The following is a 20,285-nucleotide window of genomic DNA, read 5'->3' on the forward strand; positions in this document are numbered from 1 at the left end:
TATGTGCCCACCGCGACTTTCCTCTTGGCGCCATGCCTGCGCCGTGTTCGCCAGCGTGCTCACGCTGTGGTCTGGGCCGGCTGCGGCACAGCCCCAACAGACCCTGCCGACGGAAGTCGCCGTGGCGCTCGATCGTGCCGGCATCCCGCGCGAGGCGGTGGCCGCAGTGGTGGCGCCGGCGGATGGAAATGGCCCTGCGCGCCTGGCATGGCGCATGGACGTGCCTCTGAACCCGGCGTCGGTGATGAAGCTCACCACCACCTTTGCCGCGCTTGACCTGCTCGGCCCCGCCTACACCTGGCGCACGCCCGTATTTGTGGACGGGCCCATTCGGGCGGGTACTTTGCAAGGCAATCTGTACCTGCGCGGCAGTGGCGACCCGACATTGGTCATGGAGCGCCTGTGGCTGCTGTTGCGCCAGGTGCAGGCGCGTGGCATCACCACGATTGCGGGCAATATCGTGGTGGATGGATCGGCCTTTGCGCACCAGATGCGCGATCCAGCGGCCTTCGATGGGCAGCCCCTGCGGGCTTACAACGCAGCGCCCGAGGCTTTTCTGGTGAATTTCAAGTCGGTGGTGCTCGACTGGGCTCCGGATGTGGCGGCTGGTGTGGCTCGCATTCAAGTCTCTCCCCCGCTGGCCGGTCTTGCCGTGCAAGCCACGGTGCCGCTGGCGCCGGCTGGAACGCCTTGTGGGGATTGGCGCGCGCGCACGCAAATGCAGACCGAGGACGCCGGGCGCTGGTCGTTCAAGGGCAGCTACCCGGTGTCCTGCGGGGAGCGCAGTTGGGCCATTGCGCCGGCTCAGCCAGAGCTGTTTGCGCCGCGGGCGGTGGCCGGGATGTGGCTGGCGCTCGGCGGAAAGCTCGGTGGCAAGGCCACCCTGGGCAGCGTGCCGGTGGGGCTCGCTCCGCTTTTCGTCTACGCCTCGCAGCCACTCTTCGACGCGGTGCAAAGCGTCAACAAGTTCAGCAACAACGTCATGGCGCAGCAGATTTTCCTGACCCTGGGGCTGGAACAAAGCGGGGTTGGTAGCCCCGAGGCTGCGCGCAGCGTGCTGCAGGCCTGGTGGCAAAAGCGCATGGGGGGAGCCGCGATGCCGGTTTTCGACAATGGCGCTGGACTGAGTCGTGAGGCGCGCATCAGCCCCGCGGCGCTGGCACACATGCTGCAGGTCGCCTGGACATCGCCCGTGATGCCGGAACTCATGGCCTCCATGCCCATCGTGGGCATGGACGGTACGCTGCGCCGCAGCCACAGCAGAGCCGTGGGCAGCGCCCATCTCAAGACCGGGAGTCTGGAGGGCGTACAGGCCATGGCTGGCTATGTGCTGGGCAGCGACGGGCGTCGCTGGGTGCTGGTGGCGCTGGTGAACCACGATCGCGCAGCAGCGGCGCGGCCGGCGCTGGAGGCCTTGATCGATTGGACAAGCGCGCCGGGGCATCCTTGATGTCTCGCCGGCTCGCAGAGCCGCAAGGCGGAAAGCGTATTGAAAACTCTCTTTCGCTGCAGCCAAGGCGTTGCAGGCCTTGTGTTCTGAACGTCCGCATCGACGGCTGGGGGGCTTTTGCCTGTCGGCTATTGGCGTTTACCCGCTGGAGCCTGCTCACAGCTAGCGGTAACATTTGGAATTAAATAGAACGGTCGTTCTTTTTTTTAATTTCAGGAGTGCGGTGTATGGATTTCCAGCGCAAGACAAGGTGGGCTCTATTGGCGGTGGCTGCAGCAGTGCTGTCGGCCTGCGGCGGCGGGGGGTCGGATACCACGCCGGTGGCACCGATCACCGGGGTCAAGGTCATGGGGGACAGCTTGGCCGACAGCGGCACTTTCGGATTCAAGTTCACGGTTCAGGGAGCGGCTCCTACCGGAGCGGGCTCCACCGCCATCTGGCCTGAGCGCGTCGCCAGTGAATACGGCGTCTCGCTGTGCCCCAAGTACCAATTCACTGGGACGGCCTTCAACGCTGCTGCCGGATGCACCAATTACGCCATCGGTGGCGGGCGCATCAACAACTTCACCGCGCCGACTTCACCGGTGTCCATCACCACGCAACTGGCCGATGCGGGCGCCGCAGGCTTTGCCGCCGGGGATCTTGCGCTGATAGACGGCGGTGGGAACGATGCAGCCGATCTGGTGGGCGCCTATCTATCCGCCTCCAAGGACGGTGGCGCTACCTATAAGGCCCTCTTGACCACGCTGCTGCCAGCTTCCATGGTCGATGCGGCCTTCGCTGGCGGCACGACCGGGATGGCCCAGGTGGGCGGTGCCTACATGCAGGCACTGGCCGACAAATTCACGGCCGCCATTGCTGCCAACGTTCTGGGCAAGGGCGCGCAGCACATCGCCATATTGAATGTGCCGGGTATCGACCAAACGCCCCGTCTTCAGCAATTGCTGGGCGGGATCGCTGCCGCGGCTGGGCCGGCCGCCAGCGCCCAGGTTCAGGGGCTGGTCAAGGCGTGGGTGGAGGCCTTCAACGCCAAGCTCGCCGCCAATTTTGCTGGCAACGACAAAGTCGTGGTTGTCGATTTCTACACCTCGCTCAATGATCAGGTGGCGCATCCCGAGCAGTTTGGGCTGACCAACGCAAAAGATACGGCTTGCCCCATCACCGGCGTTGGCACCGATGGCCTGCCCACCTACACCTTCCCTTCTTGCACGGTTGAAGCGTTGTCCGCCATGCCGCCACCTGCCGGTGCGACGGGTGGCGCGGACTGGTGGAAGACCTACGCGTTTTCCGACAGTTTTCACCCCACGCCCTACGGACACCAGTTGCTGAGCCAACTGGTCTCGCGCTCCATTGCCCAGGCAGGCTGGCTGTAATTGTCCAACCGAGGAAACACCATGAAAAACACAAACCAATGGCGTTGGGTGGCCGGTGCACTGCTGCTGGCAGGCGCACCTCTGGCACAGGCACAAAGCGCAGGCAGTTGGCTTGCACGCGGCGGGGTGACGCAGATTGCCCCGGACGTCAGCAGCGGCAACCTTACGGCGCCCAGCTTTGCCAATACCAAGGTGGACGTGCGCTCGGATACGGAGCTCTCAGGCGGCATCACCTACATGATGACCGACCATTGGGCCATCGATGTGCCGCTGGCATTGCCCTACAAACACGACACGGTGGGTGCTGGCGCGATTGCCGGCGTGGGCAAGATCGGCGAGGTCAAGGCCTTGCCGATCACCATCTTCGCGCAGTACCGCTTCCTGGAGCCCCAGGCCAAGATACGCCCGTATGTGGGTCTGGGCCTGACCTACGCCAAGTTCTACAAGGAGCGCGGGACGGCAGCGCTCAACGGCTTGACGGGCGGTACGCCAGCCAATCCGACGACGCTCAGTGCAGAGTCCAATTTTGGCCTGACGCCGCAGGTGGGGGTGAGCATTGCGCTCAACGACCGGTGGTTCGTGGACCTGGCGTACTACAAGACGTTTGTGAAAACACGCAACACGCTCTCCACGGGCCAGCATATCGATATCAAGCTCAACCCCAACGTGTACGCGATTGGCATTGGCTACCGATTCTGAGTTCTGGCCTATTGCCAGCCAACAAAAAACCGGCCTCGGCCGGTTTTTTGTTGGCTGCATGCCCTGTGACTACCAGCGCGCACGCAAGCGATCGTAGGCGTAATCGCCGAGTTGGCGCTGGGCGGAAGGCGTAAGGTAGACCGCGTCGGCAAATACATAGAGGCTGGCATTGGCACCCGAGACCAAGGTTGTGGGTGTGCACAGCGCAGAATTCACCTGCCCGGCGCCGATTCCGATGCCTGCGCCAGGATCCACCGAGGTGCATACGGGGGTGGTGGAGTTCGAGAAGGAATAGGCCGTCGGCGTGGTGTGAAACAGGTTCACGTAGTAGGCCGCGTCGATGTACAGGACATGGGCGCCCAGGTCGTTGATGTCAATCAGCAAGCCTTGGTTGAAGGCACTGCTGGCCCGGCTGAGAAGATCGACGCGGTCGATGGTCACCGCCCAGGGCGTCACGCTCAGGTCGTAGGGCCCAGACACCAGCACATGCGGTGCGCCTGCATCCACCAGGCGTTTGACCTGTGCTGCCAGCAGCTTGCCATTGGCGCGGGCGTTGGCTACGAAAGCGTCTTCCGACAGTGTGCCTGCCTGCACGGCGGCCATGTCGACAATCAGGTCGCTGATGCCACCGTTGAGCACGACCAGATCGTTCAGGGCAAAGCTCTGTGCGGCCAGAAATTTGTCAATCTGCGCCGTCACCGTCGGGGTGGCCGCGTTGCCGGCCGCGTCGGGCGTGGCGGCGATGCGGGCATTGCCCTGGGCGTAGCTCAGTCCTCCCGCTGAGACGCTGGTCAAGGATTTGCCGTAGCGGCTGGCCAGTTCCTGCGTCCAGTTGTTGATGCTGCCGTCGTTGACGGTGTAGCGCGAGCCGGTCTGCCCCAGGTCGCTGTAGGCATCGCCAAACGCGATGAAGCGGTCGGGGGTGATGGCCGATTCGGTGCTGCTTGAGCCGCAGGCTGCAAGCAGGGCTGCCCCCGCGCAAGCGGCTGCGAGCAGGCTGCGGCGCATCCAGTGTGTTGCCATGGTGTGTGTTCTCCAATAGGACGGGCTAGTTTAACGATGTGGCTTGCGGTTCAGGCTGCTGCGCGCCGCAGGCGGTCGCGCACGCCTTCCCACTTGGGGGTGTCGGGCGGCGTTTCGACCCAGATCAGGCGCACTGCCGCGTCGTCGAAGCCGCGCAGCACGGCAAACAGCTGCTGTGCCGTCGCCTCGGCATCGTCGGGCATGCGGCGCAGCAGCACGCGCGATGAGGCGCTCTTGAGCGGCGTGCGGGCATACACCGCCAGATGCGCAGCTTCGGCGCCCAGCAGGTCCAGGCCGGTCTGCAGCGCGCGGGCGTCCATCAGCCGCAGCTTGGCTTCTGGGGCGTAATGCGATTCCAGGGTGCCGGAGGCGCGCGGCGCCGGATCGGGCAGATCGTCTTTCAAGCGCAACTTGCGCTCGCAGACGGCCTCGATTTGTGCGCGGGTAATCGCGCCGGGGCGCAGCAGCACTGGGGCGCCGCGCGTGCAATCGACGATGGTCGATTCAATGCCCACGGCGCAGGCGCCGCCATCGAGTACCAGCAGCTCGCGGCCCAGTTCGTCCTGCACATGCTGCGCGGTGGTGGGGCTGACGCGGCCAAAGCGGTTGGCGCTGGGCGCGGCCAGGCCGGCGATGGCGCGCTCGCCTGGAGGGGGTGCGGCGCAGGCGGCCAGCAAGGCCTGGGCCACCGGGTGCGCGGGGCAGCGCAGACCGATGCTGTCCTGCCCGCCAGCGGCGGCCGCGGCCACCCCTGCGCGGCGCGGCAAAATCAGCGTGAGTGGCCCGGGCCAGAACGCGCGCACCAGCGCCTGCGCAAAATCCGGCACCTCGCGGGCGAAGTGCTGCAGCGCGTCGGCGCTTGCCACATGCACGATCAAAGGGTGGTCGCTGGGCCGCCCCTTGGAGGCAAACACCTGCGCCACGGCAGCGTCGCTGTCCGCGTCGGCGGCCAAGCCGTACACGGTTTCGGTGGGCAGGCCCACCAGGGCGCCGCTGCGCAGGGCACGCGCGGCCTGGGCAATGGAATCGGGCAGATGGCCGTCGAGGATCATTGCGGCACGCTCAGAAGGCCGGTAGACCAAGCAGTGCCGCAGCCTGCAGCGCGGTGCTGCGCGCTTGCGCCGCACTGGCCGCCGTCACGTTCAGGTGGCCCATCTTGCGGCCGTGGCGCGCTTGCTCTTTGCCATAGAGGTGCAGATGCGTGCCCGGTAAGGCGAGTACCTGGGCCCACGGGGGGTCCTGCGGTGCCTCGCCCTGGGCAAACCACAAATCGCCCAGCAGATTGAGCATGATGGCGGCGCTGTGCTGGCGCGGCGGCGTCAGCGGCAAGCCAGCGAGCGTGCGCACCTGCAGCTCGAACTGCGAAACGTCGCAGGCGTCCACGCTGTAGTGGCCGCTGTTGTGCGGGCGCGGGGCGATCTCGTTGACCACGAGGCGGCCGCCCTCCAGCACAAAAAATTCGACGCACAGCACGCCCACGTATTCCAACTCGTCAGCTATGGATTTTGCAGCTGCTAGCGCTTGCTGCATAAGCGCTAGAGGCACATTTTCCTCATAAACTTCGGTCACCGCCAGAATCCCGTCCCGATGCAGGTTGCGCTGCAGCGGCAGGTGCACAGAGTGGCCGTCCGCGCCGCGCGCGACGATCACCGAGCACTCCAGCGCCAGGGGCAGGAGCTGTTCCAGCACGCAGGGCGCGCGGCCCATGGCGTCCCAGGCGGTGGCCAGCTCGGCGGGCGTCTGCACGCGCGCCTGGCCCTTGCCGTCGTAGCCCATGCGGGAGGTTTTCAGGATTCCGGGAAAGAGCGACTGGTCGGCACTGGCCATTTGTTCCGGCGTTTCGATCACCGCATACGGCGCGCAGGGCACGCCGCAAGTGGTGAAATGGGCCTTCTCTTCGGCCCGGTTCTGCGCCACGGCCACGGCGCGGGCGGCCGGCGAGACGGTGCACCGGCCGGCCAGCGCCGCCAGCGCCACGGCGGGAACGTTTTCAAACTCGGTGGTGACGGCGGCGCACAGGCTGGCAAGCTGGCGCAGACCATCGGGGTCGTCGTAGGCGCTCTGGATATGGTGGTGGCTCACGCGCCCCGCCGGGCTGGCCGGGTCGGGGTCGAGCACCACGGTGAAGTAGCCCATGGCCTGCGCCGCGTGCACGAACATGCGGCCGAGCTGGCCGCCGCCGAGTACGCCCAGCGTGGCGCCAGGCAGGATGGGGAGCATGTTGGTGCTCATTCGGGGGGCAGCCGCATGGCGCGCGCGGCCTCGGTTTGCGCCTTGCGGAAGACGCGCAACTGCTCGCGCAGCGCCGGATTCTGGTTGGCCAGCATGGCCACGGCGAACAGCGCCGCATTGGCCGCGCCCGCCGCGCCAATGGCAAAGGTGGCGACCGGAATGCCCTTGGGCATCTGCACGATGCTGTGCAGCGAATCGACGCCCTGTAGGTGGCGGCTGGGCACCGGCACACCCAGCACCGGCACGGGCGTTTTCGCTGCCAACATGCCCGGCAGGTGCGCCGCGCCGCCCGCGCCGGCAATGATGGCCTGCAGGCCGCGCTCGGCTGCGGCCTCGGCGTAGGCGAACATGTCGTCGGGCATGCGGTGCGCCGAGACCACCTGTGCTTCGTAGGCGATCCCGAATTGGCTGAGAATCTCGACTGCATGCTGCATGGTGTCCCAGTCGCTGCTGGAGCCCATGACGACGCCGATCTGGAGGCTTGTCATAGTGTCTGGAGGCGCAGCGCCCGCGGGTCTGCGCTAGAGTGAACCTGCAATTTTACTTTTGGGGCGGCAAGCACGCCCCGCTGCCCTTGGAAAACGATTCCCATGATCGATGTCACCCTGGTAAATTTTGAAGCCGAAGTCATCACCGCCTCGCTCCGCGCCCCGGTGTTGGTGGATGTCTGGGCCGAGTGGTGTGGTCCGTGCAAGCAGCTCGGGCCGCAGCTGGAGTTGCTGGAGACCGAATACGCCGGCCGCTTCGCCCTGGCCAAGCTCGACGCCGACAAGGTGCCCGAGATCGCCGGCCAGTTGTCGCAGATGTTCGGCACGCGCAGCATCCCGCTGTGCGTGCTGTTCGTGCAGGGCCAGCCGGTGGACGGTTTCGTCGGCGCGCTGCCGCCTGCGCAACTGCGCGCCTTCCTCGACAAGCATGTGCCCTCCGAAGGCGCGCTGGAAGCCGAGGCCGAGGTGGACGAAGCCCATGCCCTGCTCGACGCGGGCGACACGCAGGCCGCGCTCGCCAAGATGGCGGACGCGCTGGCGGCAGACCCCACCAACGACGATGCCCGATTTGACTATGTGCGTCTGTTGATCGGTACGGGCGCCTACGAAGAAGCGCAGGCGCTTTTGCACGAGCCGCTGGCGCGCATCCCCAAGCCGCTGCGCTTTGAGGCCTTGTCGCACTGGCTGGGCGCACTGCAGTTCGTGCAGCAGGACGATCGCGGCAACTGGCCGCTGGAGCAGTTCGACGCGCAGATTGCCCAGAACAAGCGCGATTTCGACACCCGTTTCGCCAAGGCGCGCGTGCTGATGGCCGAAGGCCAGTGGACCGCCGCCATGGACGAGCTGCTGGAGATCCTCCTGCGTGACAAGGCCTGGCAAGACGGCGCGGCGCGCAAGACCTATGTCGCCATCCTCGAACTGCTCACGCCCCCGAAGCCCAAGGCCGACGCCGGCGTCCCTGGCAAGAGCGCGGGCGGTATCGAGCTGATGGGCAAGGCAGGCGCGCAGGAAGACGAAGCCACGGCCCTGCTGAACAGCTACCGGCGCAAGCTCAGCATGGCGCTGAACTGAGTTCTGGCGTTCAATTACTATTAAAAAAATAGCTGCTAGCACTTATGGGATAAGCGATAGAGCCCTATTTCTTTAAATATTTCAACCCGTCAGGCGCTCCAGCGCCTCGCGGTATTTGGCGGCGGTCTTCTCGATCACCGCCTGCGGCAGGCGCGGGGCGGGCGGCGTTTTGTCCCAGGGCCTGCCGCCCACCTGGGCCTGCTCCAGCCAGTCGCGCACGAACTGCTTGTCGTAGCTGGGGGGGTTCTCGCCTGCGGCCAGCGCGGCCTCGTAGCCTTCCACCGGCCAGTAGCGTGAGCTGTCGGGGGTCAGCACCTCGTCCATCAGCACCAGCGTACCGTCCGGGGCCAGGCCAAACTCGAACTTGGTGTCGGCAATGATCATGCCCTTCTCAAGCGCAATGGCGGCCGCTGCCTGGTACAGCGCAATGCTGAGGTCGCGGATGCGGCTGGCGTGATCAAAGCCAATCATCTCCACCGTGCGCTCGAAGCTGATGTTCTCGTCGTGTTCACCGGCCGCTGCCTTGGCCGCTGGCGTGTAAATGGGCGTTGGCAGTTTGGCGGCGTTGGTCAGGCCCGCAGGCAGCGGCACGCCGCAAACCGATTGGGTGGCCTGGTATTCCTTCCAGCCGCTGCCGGCCAGGTAGCCGCGCACCACCGCCTCGACGGGCAGCGGTGTGAGGCGCTGCACCAGCATGGAGCGGCCGCGCACCTGCTCGACTTCGTCTGGGCGTACGACGCTCTCGGGCGCCTCACCGGTCAGGTGGTTGGGGCAGATGGCGCCGAGCTTGTCGAACCAGAACAGCGCCATCTGCGTCAGCAGCTCGCCTTTGCCCGGAATGGGCTCGCCCATGATCACGTCAAAGGCCGAGAGCCGGTCGCTGGCGACCATCAAAATACGGTCACTCCCTACCGCATAGTTGTCGCGCACCTTGCCACGCGCAAGCAATGGCAGCGAAGTGAGCGTGGAGGTGTGCAGGGCAGGGCTGGCGGATGCGGTCATGGGAAGGGTGTATCAAGCGAGGGGGCGCTGGCGGACGCCAGGCAGGGGATTTTATGCGCCAGCGCCGGGTGCAGCGCATGCGATTACCGGCTGGCGCAGCATCGTCCAAGGTGCTCGCACGGAGGGGCGCTGCACCCCAATCCAGCCATTGTGCGCTCTTTCCCGCCTTCAGGCGACCGGCGGGCAAGAGCCCCGCTGCCGCTTGCTGGAATGGCGTTGCCTTGCCTGCGGGTGCGGTGCATAGTGGGGGCGTGTGCCCTGCAGACTGACTTTTTCGGGCCGCCCATTCACACGGGTGGTGCGGCATTTGTTCCCAAGAGCCAAGGAGACTCCCTCATGAATCTGACGATCAGTGGTCACCATCTCGAAGTTACGCCGTCGCTGCGCAGTTACGTCACCTCCAAACTTGATCGCATCACGCGCCATTTCGATCAGGTGGTGGATGTGAAGGTGCTGCTCACAGTGGAAAAGCAAAAGGAAAAGGAAAAACGCCAGCGCGCGGAATGCAATATCCGGGTCAAGGGCAGCGACCTGTTTGCGGAAAGCGCCAACGAGGATCTGTACGCCGCGGTCGATGAGCTGGTGGACAAGCTCGATCGGCAGGTGGTGCGCCACAAGGACCGCATGCAAGACCACCAGTTCCAGGCACGCAGGCGCGAGCAGCCGGCGCAAATGACCGCCTGACGCCGGGTTCCGGTGCTGGTTGGGCACCCCGCCGCCGCCTTCAGGGCGGCTTTTTTTGTGCCGCGCCCTGGGAAATACCCGCAGGCGCACAGGCGGTGCATAATTCCTCCCGATACGCCATGAACCGCCTCGCTTCCATCCTGCCCGCAGCCCAAGTGCTCGTGAGCGTTGACGCCACCAGCAAGAAACGCGCCTTCGAAGAAGCCGGGCTGCTGTTTGAAACCCTGCACGGCCTCTCGCGCGCCCTCATCACCGACAGTCTTTTTGCGCGTGAGCGCCTGGGCTCCACGGGCCTTGGTCACGGTGTGGCCATTCCGCACGGGCGCATCAAGGGCCTCAAGGCGCCGATGGCAGCAGTGTTCCAGCTCGAACGCCCCATCGGTTTCGATGCGCCTGATGAGCAGCCCGTGGGCCTGCTCATTTTTCTGCTCGTGCCCGAAGCGGCCACGCAGAAGCATCTGGAGATACTGTCTGAAATTGCCGAACTGCTCAGCGACGCGCCGCTGCGTGAGCGCATCAAGAGCTGTTCGGATGCGGTGCAGTTGCACGGTCTGATTGCCGACTGGCAGTCTACGCAGACCGCCTAAAGCGCCCCATCTGCGCCGTGAAACCTAACGTCGTCAGCGCGGACGTCTTATTCGAAGCCTTTCGTACGCACCTGAAATGGGAGTGGGTCGCGGGCCTGGGGGCTTCCGAACGGCGCTTTGACGAAGTCGCGGTGCGCTCGGCGCGCTCGGGTGCTGATTTGGTGGGCTACCTCAATTACATCCATCCCTACCGCGCGCAGATTCTGGGCGAGCGCGAGATCAATTACCTGCTCAACGGCACGCAGGAAGACGCGGTGCGCCGTGTGGCGCGCATCGTCACGCTGGAGCCTCCGGTGTTGGTGCTGGCCGATGGCCAGACGGCGCCCGATGCGCTGCTCTCCATCTGCGAGCGCGCGCAGATTCCCATGTTTGCCACGCGGGAGTCCTCGGCCTTTGTGATCGACGTGCTGCGCGCGTATTTGTCCAAGCATTTCGCCGATCGCCTCACCATGCATGGGGTGTTCATGGACATCCTGGGCCTGGGCGTCATGATCACAGGCGAATCGGGCCTGGGCAAGAGCGAGCTGGGCCTGGAGCTCATTTCACGCGGCCAGGGGCTGGTGGCCGACGACGCAGTGGATCTGTACCGCATCAACCAGACCACCATCGAGGGCAAGTGCCCCGATCTGCTGCAAAACCTTCTTGAAGTGCGCGGCATCGGCCTGCTCGATATTCGCGCCATCTTTGGCGAGACAGCGGTGCGGCGCAGAATGCGCCTCAAGCTCATCGTGCACCTGGTGCGCAAGGAAACGCTGGAGCGCGACTACGAGCGCCTGCCCTACGAGCCGCTGACGCAGGACGTGCTCGGCGTGCCGATTCTGAAGGTGGTGATCCAGGTGGTCGCCGGGCGCAACATTGCCGTCCTGGTCGAAGCGGCGGTGCGCAATACCATTTTGCAGCTGCGCGGCATCGACACCTACCAGGAATTCGTCGAGCGCCATCGGCGCGCGATGGAGCAGGGCTAGGCTGCGCGCCTCAGGCCTTTTGCGCGCGGGCCTTGGCGCAGTTGGCGCACTGGCCGTACAAGGCCATGGAATGGTCTTCCACCACCCAACCCTTGGCTTTCGCCACCGCCTGCTGGCGTTTTTCGATTTCCGGGTCGTAGAACTCTTCCACCTTGCCGCAACTGGTGCAGACGAAGTGGTCGTGGTGCTGTCCTTCGTTCAGTTCGTAGATGGCCTTGCCGCTCTCGAAATTGCTGCGCAGCAGGATGCCGGCTTGTTCGAACTGCGTCAGCACGCGGTACACCGTGGCCAGACCGATGTCGGAGCGCTCATCAAGCAGCACGCGGAACACGTCCTCGGCTGTCATGTGGCGCTGCGTACCCTTTTGAAAGACTTCGAGAATCTTCAGGCGCGGCAACGTGGCTTTCAGCCCCGTGCTCTTGAGTTCATCGATGTTCGTCATGGCAAGGTCTTTCGTGCCGCCTGGCATGCGGCGGGCGGCCGGGCGCCGTGGGCACCAGGCCCTGTCGCTACAATCGAGCGATCATAGCCCCAAGACTACACCCCATGTACGCTCCAGCCCACTGCGGTGCCCGTCTGGGCGCCATCCTGAGCTTTGGCGCCCTGCTTGCAGGGTGCTCTGCCTTCAACACCGCGAGCAGTTCGGTCGCCAGCGTGGTGACCCCCTACCGCGTCGAGGTGGTGCAGGGCAATTTCGTCTCACGCGAGCAGGTTCAGGCGCTGCAGCCTGGCATGGGCCGCCAGCAGGTGCGCGAAATTCTCGGAACGCCGCTGCTTACCAGCCTGTTCCATGACGACCGCTGGGAATACGTGTTCACGCTTAAGCGCCCCGGTGTCGACGCACAGACGCGCAAGCTCACGGTCTACTTCAAGGGCGACGCGCTGGATCACTTCGAAGGCGACGAAATGCCGACCGAGAGCGATTTCGTCGCCTCGCTTGAGACACGCAAAGGCAAGGGCAAAGTCCCGGTGTTGGAGGCGACCGAGCAGCAGCTGGCGCGTTACCCCGCCCCTGCTGCCGATGGAAAAACCGGCGCTGCGCTCGAGCCTACTGCGCAAGCGACACCTGGGCGCAGCTATCCCCCTCTTGAACCCACAACGCGCTAAGCGCTTTGCGCACACGGCCTTTTTTCCAGTCTGGACCCTACGATGGCGAACCTCGCGCCCGAATCTTCCAATGCCCCTATCCGCGTCGCGGTGGCGGGCGCCAGCGGCCGCATGGGCCGCATGCTGATTGAAGCCATCCGTGACAGCGGCGACTGCGTGCTGATGGGGGCGCTGGATGTGCCCGCGAGCCTTGGCATCGGCTCCGATGCCACCGCTTTCCTGGGGCTTGCCAGCGGTGTGCCCATCACGGCGGACATTGACCAAGGCCTGGCCGGGGCTGATGTGCTGATCGATTTCACACGTCCAGAAGGCACGCTTGCGCACCTGGCCGCTTGCGCGCGCCTGGGCGTCAGCGCGGTGGTGGGAACGACCGGTTTTACCGAAGCCCAAAAGGCTGAAATTGCGGCCCATGCCCAGCGCATCGCCATGGTGATGGCGCCCAACATGAGCGTGGGTGTCAACGTCACGCTCAAGCTGTTGGACATGGCGGCGCGTGCGTTGGCCACCGGGTACGACATCGAAATCATTGAAGCCCACCACCGCCACAAGGTGGATGCGCCTTCGGGAACCGCGCTCAAGATGGGTGAAGTGATCGCCCATGCCCTGGGGCGCGACCTGAAGGAATGCGCCGTCTACGCCCGCGAGGGAGTCACCGGCGAGCGCGACCCATCCTCCATCGGGTTCGCCAGCGTTCGCGGGGGCGACATCGTGGGCGACCACACGGTGCTGTTTGCCGGCACCGGCGAGCGTATCGAAATCACCCACAAATCCGCCAGCCGCACCACCTATGCGCAGGGGAGCCTGCGCGCGGTGCGCTTCCTGCGCGGACGCACCGCAGGCATGTTCGACATGTTTGATGTTCTCGGCTTGAACTGAGCGAACCTGCCCACGTGATGAGCAGTCTGCACTGGTGGCGCAGCGGCGATGCAGTGACGCATACGGCGGCGCTCGTGCTGCTGCTGATGTCGGTTGCAAGTTGGGTGGTGATGCTGTGGAAGCTGCGTATGCTGCAGCGCGCGGCGCCAGACATCGCACGCAGCCAGGCCGCCTTTTGGCAGGCGCCGAGCTGGGACTCTGCCGCATCCGCTGCAGCCGCTTTTGACCGCGATGCCTTGGTACTGCCGCTCGTGGCGGCAGCCCTTGAAACGCGTTCCCTTGAAACGCATTCCCCGGCCTTGGCGCCGGTGCCGCCAGAGAGCGGATCGTTCCACGCCAGTGTCGCCGCCCGTGCCACCCGCTTGCTGCGCGGCGCGCTGCTTGCCAGCATTGCGCGGCTGCAGTATGGCCAGGTCTTGCTGGCCACCGTAGGAGCGACAGCGCCTTTTGTCGGGCTGCTTGGCACCGTCTGGGGCATCTACCACGCGCTGACTGCCCTGGCAGGTTCCGGTCAGATCAGCGTCGAGCGCCTGGCCGGCCCGGTGGGTGAGGCCCTCATCATGACGGCCGCCGGGCTGGCGGTCGCGATTCCGGCGGTGCTGGGCTACAACCTGCTCGGCAGGCAGGTGGCACGCCTTGAGGCCGAGCTTGAAGGCTTTGCGCACGATCTGCGCGAACTGTGCTCGGCGGGCGGCTGAACATGGCATTTGGCCGGATCGAGCGCAGCGCCTCGGCGCGCCCCCTGAGCGACATCAACGTCACGCCGCTGGTCGACGTGATGCTGGTGCTGGTGGTGATCTTCATTCTGGCCGCGCCGCTGCTGGCCGGCTCGCTGCGCCTGGAACTGCCGCGCGCCCAGGGCACGGCGCCCGCAGCGCCGGGGCCTTCCCTGCTGATTGAAGTGGATCGCACGGGAGGGCTGCAACTCGACGGCCAAGCGATTGCCGAGGATGCGCTCGCGCCACGCCTGGCGGCGGTGGCTGCCGAGCGGCCAGGCACCGAGATCGCACTGCGCGCCGACGCAGCCGTGCCCTATGGCCGCGTGGTCGAACTGATGGGGTTTGCACATGCCGCCGGCCTCACGCGCATCGCCTTCGTGGCCGAGCCGGCGTCCGCTCGGCCCGCGCGCTGAAGCCGCGCGCCTAAAATCTCCCGCAATGGCAGCGGTTTGCGGCTGCTTTCTTTCTTTTTGAGCCCCATGGACACCAAATACCAACCCGCCGAGGTCGAGCGCGCCGCCCAGGTGCACTGGAGCGCGCAGGACGCCTACCGCGTCACCGAAGATGCGAGCAAGAAGAAGTTCTACGCCTGCTCGATGCTGCCCTACCCCAGCGGCAAGCTGCACATGGGCCATGTGCGCAACTACACCATCAACGACATGCTCACGCGCTACCTGCGCATGAACGGCTACAACGTGCTCATGCCCATGGGCTGGGATGCGTTCGGCCTGCCGGCGGAAAATGCCGCGCTGAAGAATGGCGTGCCGCCCGCGCAGTGGACGCTGGACAACATCGCGTACATGAAAAAGCAGATGCAGGCCATGGGCCTGGCCATCGACTGGAGCCGCGAAGTCGCCACCTGCGACCCCACGTACTACAAGTGGAACCAGTGGCTCTTTTTGAAAATGCTCGAAAAAGGCATTGCGTACCGCAAGACCCAGGTGGTGAATTGGGACCCGGTGGACCAGACCGTGCTGGCCAACGAGCAGGTGATTGACGGCAAAGGCTGGCGCACCGGTGCGGTGGTCGAGAAGCGCGAGATTCCCGGCTACTACCTCAAGATCACCGATTACGCCGAGGAATTGCTCGACTACGTCACCGGCGACAAACTCCCCGGCTGGCCGGACCGCGTCAAGCTGATGCAGGAAAACTGGATTGGCAAGAGCGAGGGCGTGCGTTTTGCCTTCCCGCACGGCATCCGCGGCGACGATGGGGCGCTGATTGGCGATGGCCGCATGTACGTCTTCACCACGCGCGCCGACACCATCATGGGCGTCACTTTCTGCGCAGTGGCGCCCGAGCACCCGCTGGCCACCCACGCAGCCAAGACCAACCCCCAGCTTGCCGCCTTCATTGAAGAATGCAAAAGCGGTGGAACGACCGAAGCCGAGCTTGCGGTGCAGGAGAAAAAGGGTTTGCCCACCGGCCTCTCGGTCACGCACCCGCTCACCGGCGAGCCGATTGAGGTCTGGGTCGGCAACTACGTGCTGATCGGCTATGGCGACGGCGCCGTCATGGGCGTGCCGGCGCACGACGAGCGCGACTTTGCCTTCGCCCTGAAGTACGGCATCGCCATCAAGCAGGTGGTGCTGGTCGATGGCGAACATTTCGACTTCCACCAGTGGCACGACTGGTACGGCGACAAGGCGCGCGGCGTCACGGTCAATTCCGACAGCTTTAGCGGCTTGGCCTACAAGGACGCGGTCGATGCCGTGGCCCACGCGCTGGCGCAAAAAGGCCTGGGCGAGAAGAAGACCACCTGGCGCCTGCGCGACTGGGGCATCTCGCGCCAGCGCTACTGGGGCACGCCGATTCCCATCATCCATTGCGACGAGCACGGCGCCGTGCCGGTGCCCGAGCAAGACCTGCCGGTGGTGCTGCCGCGCGACTGCATCCCCGACGGCTCGGGCAACCCGCTGCACAAGCATGAGGGGTTCCATGCCGGCGTGACCTGCCCGGTCTGCGGCAAGGCGGCGCGGCGCGAAACCGACACCATGGACACCTTCGTGGACAGTTCCTGGTACTTCATGCGCTACTGCGACCCGCACAGCAGCGAGGCCATGGTGGCGGAGGGCACCCGCTACTGGATGCGCGATGCCCAGCACGCGAGCGGCGGCAGTGGCATGGACCAGTACATCGGCGGCATCGAGCACGCCATCCTGCACTTGCTCTACGCCCGCTTCTGGACCAAGGTGATGCGCGACATGGGGCTGGTGTCGGTGGACGAGCCTTTCACCCGACTGCTCACGCAAGGCATGGTGCTCAACCACATCTATTCGCGCCGCACGGACAAGGGCGGCAAGGACTACTTCTGGCCGCACGACGTCGAGCATGTACTGGGCGACGGCGGCAAGATAGTGGGCGCGAGGCTGGTGAACGCCGTCGGCGATCTGCCTGTGGGCACGCCCATCGACTACGAGGGCGTGGGCACCATGTCCAAGTCCAAGAACAACGGCGTTGATCCGCAGGACCTGATCGAAAAGTACGGCGCCGACACGGCGCGCCTGTACACCATGTTCACCGCGCCGCCCGAGGCCACGCTGGAATGGAACGACGCGGCGGTCGAAGGCAGCTCCCGGTTCCTGCGCCGGGTGTGGAACTTCGGCATGAAGTTGGCTGCTATGGATATGGAAGCTGCTAACGCAATATCCATAAGCGCTAGAGGCCTAAAAGATATAAAATTTTCCGACGCCGCCAAGGCGCTGCGCCGTGAAGTTCACACGGTGCTCAAGCAGGTGGACTACGACTACCAGCGCATGCAGTACAACACCGTGGTCTCGGGCGCGATGAAGATGATCAACGCGCTGGAGAGCTTTGCCCCCACGCTCGACACTTGCGTGTCCTCGCTGTCCCCCGAGGGGGCTCTCGCGGCTAGGGGTGGCCCGTCGCCGCTCGACTTCAAAGCCAGCGACTCCGCTGGCGGCCAGGTGGCCTTGGTCGAAGGCTTTGGCATTCTGCTGCGCTGCCTCTACCCGGCCACGCCGCACATCGCGCACGGCCTGTGGAGCCAGCTTGGCTATGCCGGCGTGCTGGGCGAGCTGCTCGATGCGCCGTGGCCGCAAGTCGATGCCAGTGCCCTGGTGCAGGACGAAATCGAGCTGATGCTGCAAGTCAACGGCAAGCTGCGCGGCAGCGTGCGGGTGCCGGCGCAGGCCGACAAGGCCGAGATCGAGCGCCTGGCCCTGGCGAGCGACGCGTTCGCCGCGCACTCCGGTGGCGCTAGCCCGAAGCGTGTGGTGGTGGTGCCGGGGCGCTTGGTCAACGTAGTGGTGTGAGCTATGCGCAAACGCAGCCTTCTCCTCGCCGCGCCAGCCCTTTTGCTCGCCGGCTGCGGCTTTCGCTTGCGCGGTGTGCCGCAGTTCGCCTTCCACTCGCTCTACCTCGTGGCCCCTGCCGGCTCGCTTCTGGCGCTGGAGTTGCGCCGCACCTTGCAAGCTGCGGGTGGCAGCCTTGTGGTGATCACCGACCCAGCGATGCTGCCCAAGGCCGAAGCGGTGTTCGAGCTGCTTTCCGAGCAGCAGGAGCGCTCGGTGGTCGGTCTCAATGCCTCGGGCCAGGCGCGTGAACTTGAGTTGCGCCTGCGCATCCGCTTTCGGCTGCACCGCCAGGACGGCACCGAGCTGATCGTGCCGACCGAAATCCTGCAGCAGCGCGAGCTCAGCTACAACGAAACCATCGCTCTCGCCAAAGAAGCCGAAGAGGCGCTTTTGTACCGTGACATGCGCACCGACCTGGTTCAGCAACTGGTGCGCCGGCTGGCTGCTGCCAAGGCTTGAGCCGCGGCGGCGCGGGCTTCTATTGCGCAGGCCGCTGGCGCATCAGCGTGCTCTTGCCGAACAGTGATTCGATCAAGTCCACCGCCAGGCAGGCGGTCTTGTTGCGCACGTCCAGCGCCGGGTTGAGTTCGACGATATCGAGCGATGCCAGGCGGCCGCTGTCGGCAATCATTTCCATGCACAGCTGGGCCTCGCGGTAGGTTGGCCCACCCGCGACGGTGGTGCCCACTCCAGGAGCGAGTTCCGGGTCGAGAAAATCCACGTCGAAGCTCACGTGCAGGTGGGTGCTCTCGTCTACGCCAGCGAGGGCGCGCTGCATGGTCTCGCGCATGCCGGTTTCGTCGATGAAACGCATGTCGTAGACCTCCAGCCCCTGCGCGTGCACCAGTTCTTTCTCGCCCGCATCCACGCTGCGAATGCCGATCTGGCGGATCTGCGCCGCCCGCAGCGCCGGCGAGCCATCCGGCAGGCGCGCCAGGCGGGTCAGCGGGTCCGGCCCCAGGCCGAACAGGCAGGCGACCGGCATGCCATGCAGGTTGCCGCTGGGGGTCAGCGTGCTGGTGTTGAAGTCGGCATGCGCGTCGAGCCACAGGACGCGAAGCTGCTTGCCAGCGTCAAGGCAGTGGCGGGCGACGGCGGCAATGCTGCCCAGACCCAGGCAGTGGTCGCCGCCCAGCAGCAGCGGCAGATGCCCCGCTTGCAGTTCCGCGCGCACGGCGTCGAAGACCAGTTGGTTCCATGCGACCACTTCGGGCAGATGGCGGTAGCCCTCCAGCGGCGGCTGCCAGGGGTTCGCCGGGCCATTGAGATTGCCTCGGTCGAGCACGTGCAGGCCGTGGCTCTCCAGCGCCGATTGCAGCCCGGCGACGCGCAGCGCCTCGGGCCCCATGGACGCGCCGCGCGCGCCGGCGCCGATATCGGTGGGCGCGCCAATCAATGCGACGGTGGGGGCGGCATGTTGAACGGACGGTTTCATGGTGGGTAGTGTCAGGGGCGGTGGCCAGATAAAGGCCCATTGTGCGCAATCGCCCTCCCAGGCAGCAGAGGGCACGCCGTGCAGTTTGGCTTGATAACTGGCGATTGGGCAGCGGCATCTGGCGATTTGCACCGCATGCCTCAGCATTGCTAGACTTGTCGCCATGCACCTCGCCCTGGCCCAGCTTTCCGCGCACCTGCAACGGGGGCTGGCTCCGCTGTACCTTCTGCATGGCGACGAGGCGTTGCTGGTGGAAGAAGCCGCCGATGCGATTCGCGCTGCCGCGCGCGCTGCCGGCCATACCGAGCGCAATGTGTTTGTCGCCGCCGGGGCGCGGTTCGACTGGAGCACGGTGCTGGCGGCGGGCGGCAGCCTGAGCCTGTTTGCCGACCGCCAGACCGTGGAAATCCGCGTGCCCTCGGGCAAGCCTGGCAAGGACGGCAGCGCCGCGCTGCAACACATTGCCGCCGCTGCCGAACCGGGTGGCAGCACGCTGACCATGGTGCTCCTGCCGCGGCTGGACAAGGCCACGCGCACCGGCGCCTGGTTCAGCGCGCTGGCCGACGCGGGCGTCGCGGTGCAGGTGGATGTGGTGGAGCGCCCAGCCCTGCCGCAGTGGATCGCGCAGCGCCTGGCCGTCCAGGGCCAGCGCGTGCGGCAGGGCGAAGAGGGCCAGCGCACCCTGCAATTTTTTGCCGACCGCGTGGAGGGCAACTTGCTCGCGGCGCACCAGGAAGTCCAGAAGCTGGGCCTGCTGTACCCGCCGGGCGATCTGAGCCTGGAGCAGGTCGAAGCGGCCGTGCTCAATGTGGCGCGCTACGACGTCTTCAAGCTGGCTGAGGCGGTGCTGGCGGGGCAGGTGCTGCGCGTGCAGCGCATGCTCGATGGCCTGGAGGCCGAAGGCACGGCGGCCGTGCTGGTGCATTGGGCGCTGTCGGACGACATCCGTGCGCTCAAGCGCGTCGCCGATGCGATGGCTGCTGGGCGACCCCTGCCCATGGCGCTGCGGGAAGCCCGTGTTTGGGGTGCGAAGGAGAAGCTGTACGAGCGCGTGCTTGGCCACCTCGCGCCTTCCACCGCAGGGCGGTTGCTGCAGTCGGCGCATCTGGTGGATGGCATTGTCAAGGGACTCAAAGTGCCCGACTGGCCGCAAGACCCCTGGCAGGCACTGCAGCGGCTGGCGCTGCAGTGCACGCGGACTTTTGCCGCTGTACGCTGACGCGTCAGCGCGTCCGGTGCGATCGTCTGGGCCGCAGG

The 20,285-nt window shown here is 65.7% G+C and carries 21 protein-coding genes; 14 read left to right on the forward strand and 7 right to left on the reverse strand.

What is annotated here, in order from left to right; genetic code table 11:
• The first annotated feature begins 1 nt into the window (after window position 1).
• The 3 genes from dacB to D3F03_RS13150 all read left to right on the forward strand — a co-directional run bounded on the left by dacB (window position 2) and on the right by D3F03_RS13150 (window position 3,522).
• A complete protein-coding gene (gene dacB, locus D3F03_RS13140) occupies window positions 2-1,450 on the forward strand; it encodes a D-alanyl-D-alanine carboxypeptidase/D-alanyl-D-alanine endopeptidase (protein WP_119109859.1) in 1,449 nt (482 codons plus the stop codon).
• A 227-nt stretch (window positions 1,451-1,677) separates the two neighbouring features.
• Complete coding sequence (locus D3F03_RS13145; RefSeq protein ID WP_119109860.1) at window positions 1,678-2,823, forward strand: SGNH/GDSL hydrolase family protein; 1,146 nt, start codon at window positions 1,678-1,680, stop codon at window positions 2,821-2,823.
• Window positions 2,824-2,844: 21 nt separating this feature from the next.
• On the forward strand, window positions 2,845-3,522 hold the full coding sequence (locus tag D3F03_RS13150; RefSeq protein ID WP_119109861.1) for an OmpW/AlkL family protein: 678 nt from the start codon (window positions 2,845-2,847) through the stop codon (window positions 3,520-3,522).
• Between the two features lie 69 nt (window positions 3,523-3,591).
• On the opposite strand, the gene D3F03_RS13155 is transcribed toward D3F03_RS13150, so the two are convergent.
• From D3F03_RS13155 to purE, 4 genes are read right to left on the reverse strand one after another with little or no spacing between them, the layout of a single operon-like run.
• The gene (locus tag D3F03_RS13155) at window positions 3,592-4,545 is read right to left on the reverse strand and encodes an SGNH/GDSL hydrolase family protein (RefSeq protein ID WP_119109862.1); all 954 of its coding nucleotides are present in this window, start codon (window positions 4,543-4,545) and stop codon (window positions 3,592-3,594) included.
• A 50-nt stretch (window positions 4,546-4,595) separates the two neighbouring features.
• On the reverse strand, window positions 4,596-5,597 hold the full coding sequence (locus tag D3F03_RS13160; RefSeq protein WP_119109863.1) for an L-threonylcarbamoyladenylate synthase: 1,002 nt from the start codon (window positions 5,595-5,597) through the stop codon (window positions 4,596-4,598).
• A 10-nt stretch (window positions 5,598-5,607) separates the two neighbouring features.
• Entirely contained in the window at window positions 5,608-6,777 is a 1,170-nt protein-coding gene (locus tag D3F03_RS13165; RefSeq protein ID WP_119109864.1) for a 5-(carboxyamino)imidazole ribonucleotide synthase, read from the reverse strand.
• A complete protein-coding gene (purE, locus tag D3F03_RS13170; RefSeq protein WP_119109865.1) occupies window positions 6,774-7,265 on the reverse strand; it encodes a 5-(carboxyamino)imidazole ribonucleotide mutase in 492 nt (163 codons plus the stop codon). Before purE ends, D3F03_RS13165 begins: the two co-directional genes overlap by 4 nt.
• Window positions 7,266-7,367: 102 nt before the next feature.
• On the opposite strand from purE, the gene D3F03_RS13175 reads away from it, so the two are divergent.
• Window positions 7,368-8,336, forward strand: coding sequence for a tetratricopeptide repeat protein (locus D3F03_RS13175; RefSeq protein ID WP_119109866.1), 969 nt, complete (start codon window positions 7,368-7,370; stop codon window positions 8,334-8,336).
• 81 nt (window positions 8,337-8,417) lie between these two features.
• Here the strand turns inward: D3F03_RS13175 and D3F03_RS13180 are convergent, their stop codons facing one another.
• Window positions 8,418-9,338, reverse strand: a complete 921-nt coding sequence (locus D3F03_RS13180) for a phosphoribosylaminoimidazolesuccinocarboxamide synthase (protein ID WP_119109867.1) — start codon at window positions 9,336-9,338, stop codon at window positions 8,418-8,420.
• Window positions 9,339-9,674: 336 nt separating this feature from the next.
• On the opposite strand from D3F03_RS13180, the gene hpf reads away from it, so the two are divergent.
• The 3 genes from hpf (at window position 9,675) to hprK (ending at window position 11,574) form a co-directional block, all read left to right on the forward strand.
• On the forward strand, window positions 9,675-10,022 hold the full coding sequence (gene hpf / locus D3F03_RS13185; RefSeq protein ID WP_119109868.1) for a ribosome hibernation-promoting factor, HPF/YfiA family: 348 nt from the start codon (window positions 9,675-9,677) through the stop codon (window positions 10,020-10,022).
• A gap of 119 nt (window positions 10,023-10,141) precedes the next feature.
• Window positions 10,142-10,609, forward strand: a complete 468-nt coding sequence (locus tag D3F03_RS13190) for a PTS sugar transporter subunit IIA (RefSeq protein WP_119109869.1) — start codon at window positions 10,142-10,144, stop codon at window positions 10,607-10,609.
• 17 nt (window positions 10,610-10,626) lie between these two features.
• Entirely contained in the window at window positions 10,627-11,574 is a 948-nt protein-coding gene (hprK, locus tag D3F03_RS13195; RefSeq protein ID WP_119109870.1) for an HPr(Ser) kinase/phosphatase, read from the forward strand.
• Window positions 11,575-11,584: 10 nt separating this feature from the next.
• On the opposite strand, the gene fur is transcribed toward hprK, so the two are convergent.
• Window positions 11,585-12,016, reverse strand: coding sequence for a ferric iron uptake transcriptional regulator (gene fur / locus D3F03_RS13200; RefSeq protein ID WP_119109916.1), 432 nt, complete (start codon window positions 12,014-12,016; stop codon window positions 11,585-11,587).
• 104 nt (window positions 12,017-12,120) lie between these two features.
• Between fur and D3F03_RS13205 the strand changes: the two genes are divergently transcribed.
• From D3F03_RS13205 to D3F03_RS13230, 6 genes are all read left to right on the forward strand, one after another.
• Window positions 12,121-12,681, forward strand: a complete 561-nt coding sequence (locus tag D3F03_RS13205) for an outer membrane protein assembly factor BamE (protein WP_119109871.1) — start codon at window positions 12,121-12,123, stop codon at window positions 12,679-12,681.
• A gap of 42 nt (window positions 12,682-12,723) precedes the next feature.
• The gene (gene dapB / locus D3F03_RS13210; RefSeq protein WP_119109872.1) at window positions 12,724-13,557 is read left to right on the forward strand and encodes a 4-hydroxy-tetrahydrodipicolinate reductase; all 834 of its coding nucleotides are present in this window, start codon (window positions 12,724-12,726) and stop codon (window positions 13,555-13,557) included.
• A 17-nt stretch (window positions 13,558-13,574) separates the two neighbouring features.
• Entirely contained in the window at window positions 13,575-14,255 is a 681-nt protein-coding gene (locus D3F03_RS13215; protein WP_119109873.1) for a MotA/TolQ/ExbB proton channel family protein, read from the forward strand.
• Window positions 14,256-14,257: 2 nt separating this feature from the next.
• Window positions 14,258-14,689 carry an ExbD/TolR family protein gene (locus tag D3F03_RS13220; RefSeq protein WP_119109917.1) on the forward strand — a complete coding sequence of 144 codons (432 nt, stop codon included), beginning with the start codon at window positions 14,258-14,260 and terminating at the stop codon, window positions 14,687-14,689.
• Between the two features lie 66 nt (window positions 14,690-14,755).
• Window positions 14,756-17,551 (forward strand): leucine--tRNA ligase, encoded by a 2,796-nt coding sequence (leuS, locus tag D3F03_RS13225; protein ID WP_119109874.1) that lies wholly within the window; start codon window positions 14,756-14,758, stop codon window positions 17,549-17,551.
• A gap of 3 nt (window positions 17,552-17,554) precedes the next feature.
• Window positions 17,555-18,052 carry an LPS-assembly lipoprotein LptE gene (locus D3F03_RS13230; RefSeq protein WP_119109875.1) on the forward strand — a complete coding sequence of 166 codons (498 nt, stop codon included), beginning with the start codon at window positions 17,555-17,557 and terminating at the stop codon, window positions 18,050-18,052.
• A gap of 19 nt (window positions 18,053-18,071) precedes the next feature.
• On the opposite strand, the gene rocF is transcribed toward D3F03_RS13230, so the two are convergent.
• A complete protein-coding gene (rocF, locus tag D3F03_RS13235; RefSeq protein WP_119109876.1) occupies window positions 18,072-19,028 on the reverse strand; it encodes an arginase in 957 nt (318 codons plus the stop codon).
• Between the two features lie 163 nt (window positions 19,029-19,191).
• Between rocF and holA the strand changes: the two genes are divergently transcribed.
• Window positions 19,192-20,247, forward strand: coding sequence for a DNA polymerase III subunit delta (gene holA / locus D3F03_RS13240; RefSeq protein WP_119109877.1), 1,056 nt, complete (start codon window positions 19,192-19,194; stop codon window positions 20,245-20,247).
• Window positions 20,248-20,285 lie beyond the last annotated feature (38 nt).

Source organism: Simplicispira hankyongi, assembly GCF_003570885.1.
Lineage (GTDB): Bacteria > Pseudomonadota > Gammaproteobacteria > Burkholderiales > Burkholderiaceae_C > Simplicispira > Simplicispira hankyongi.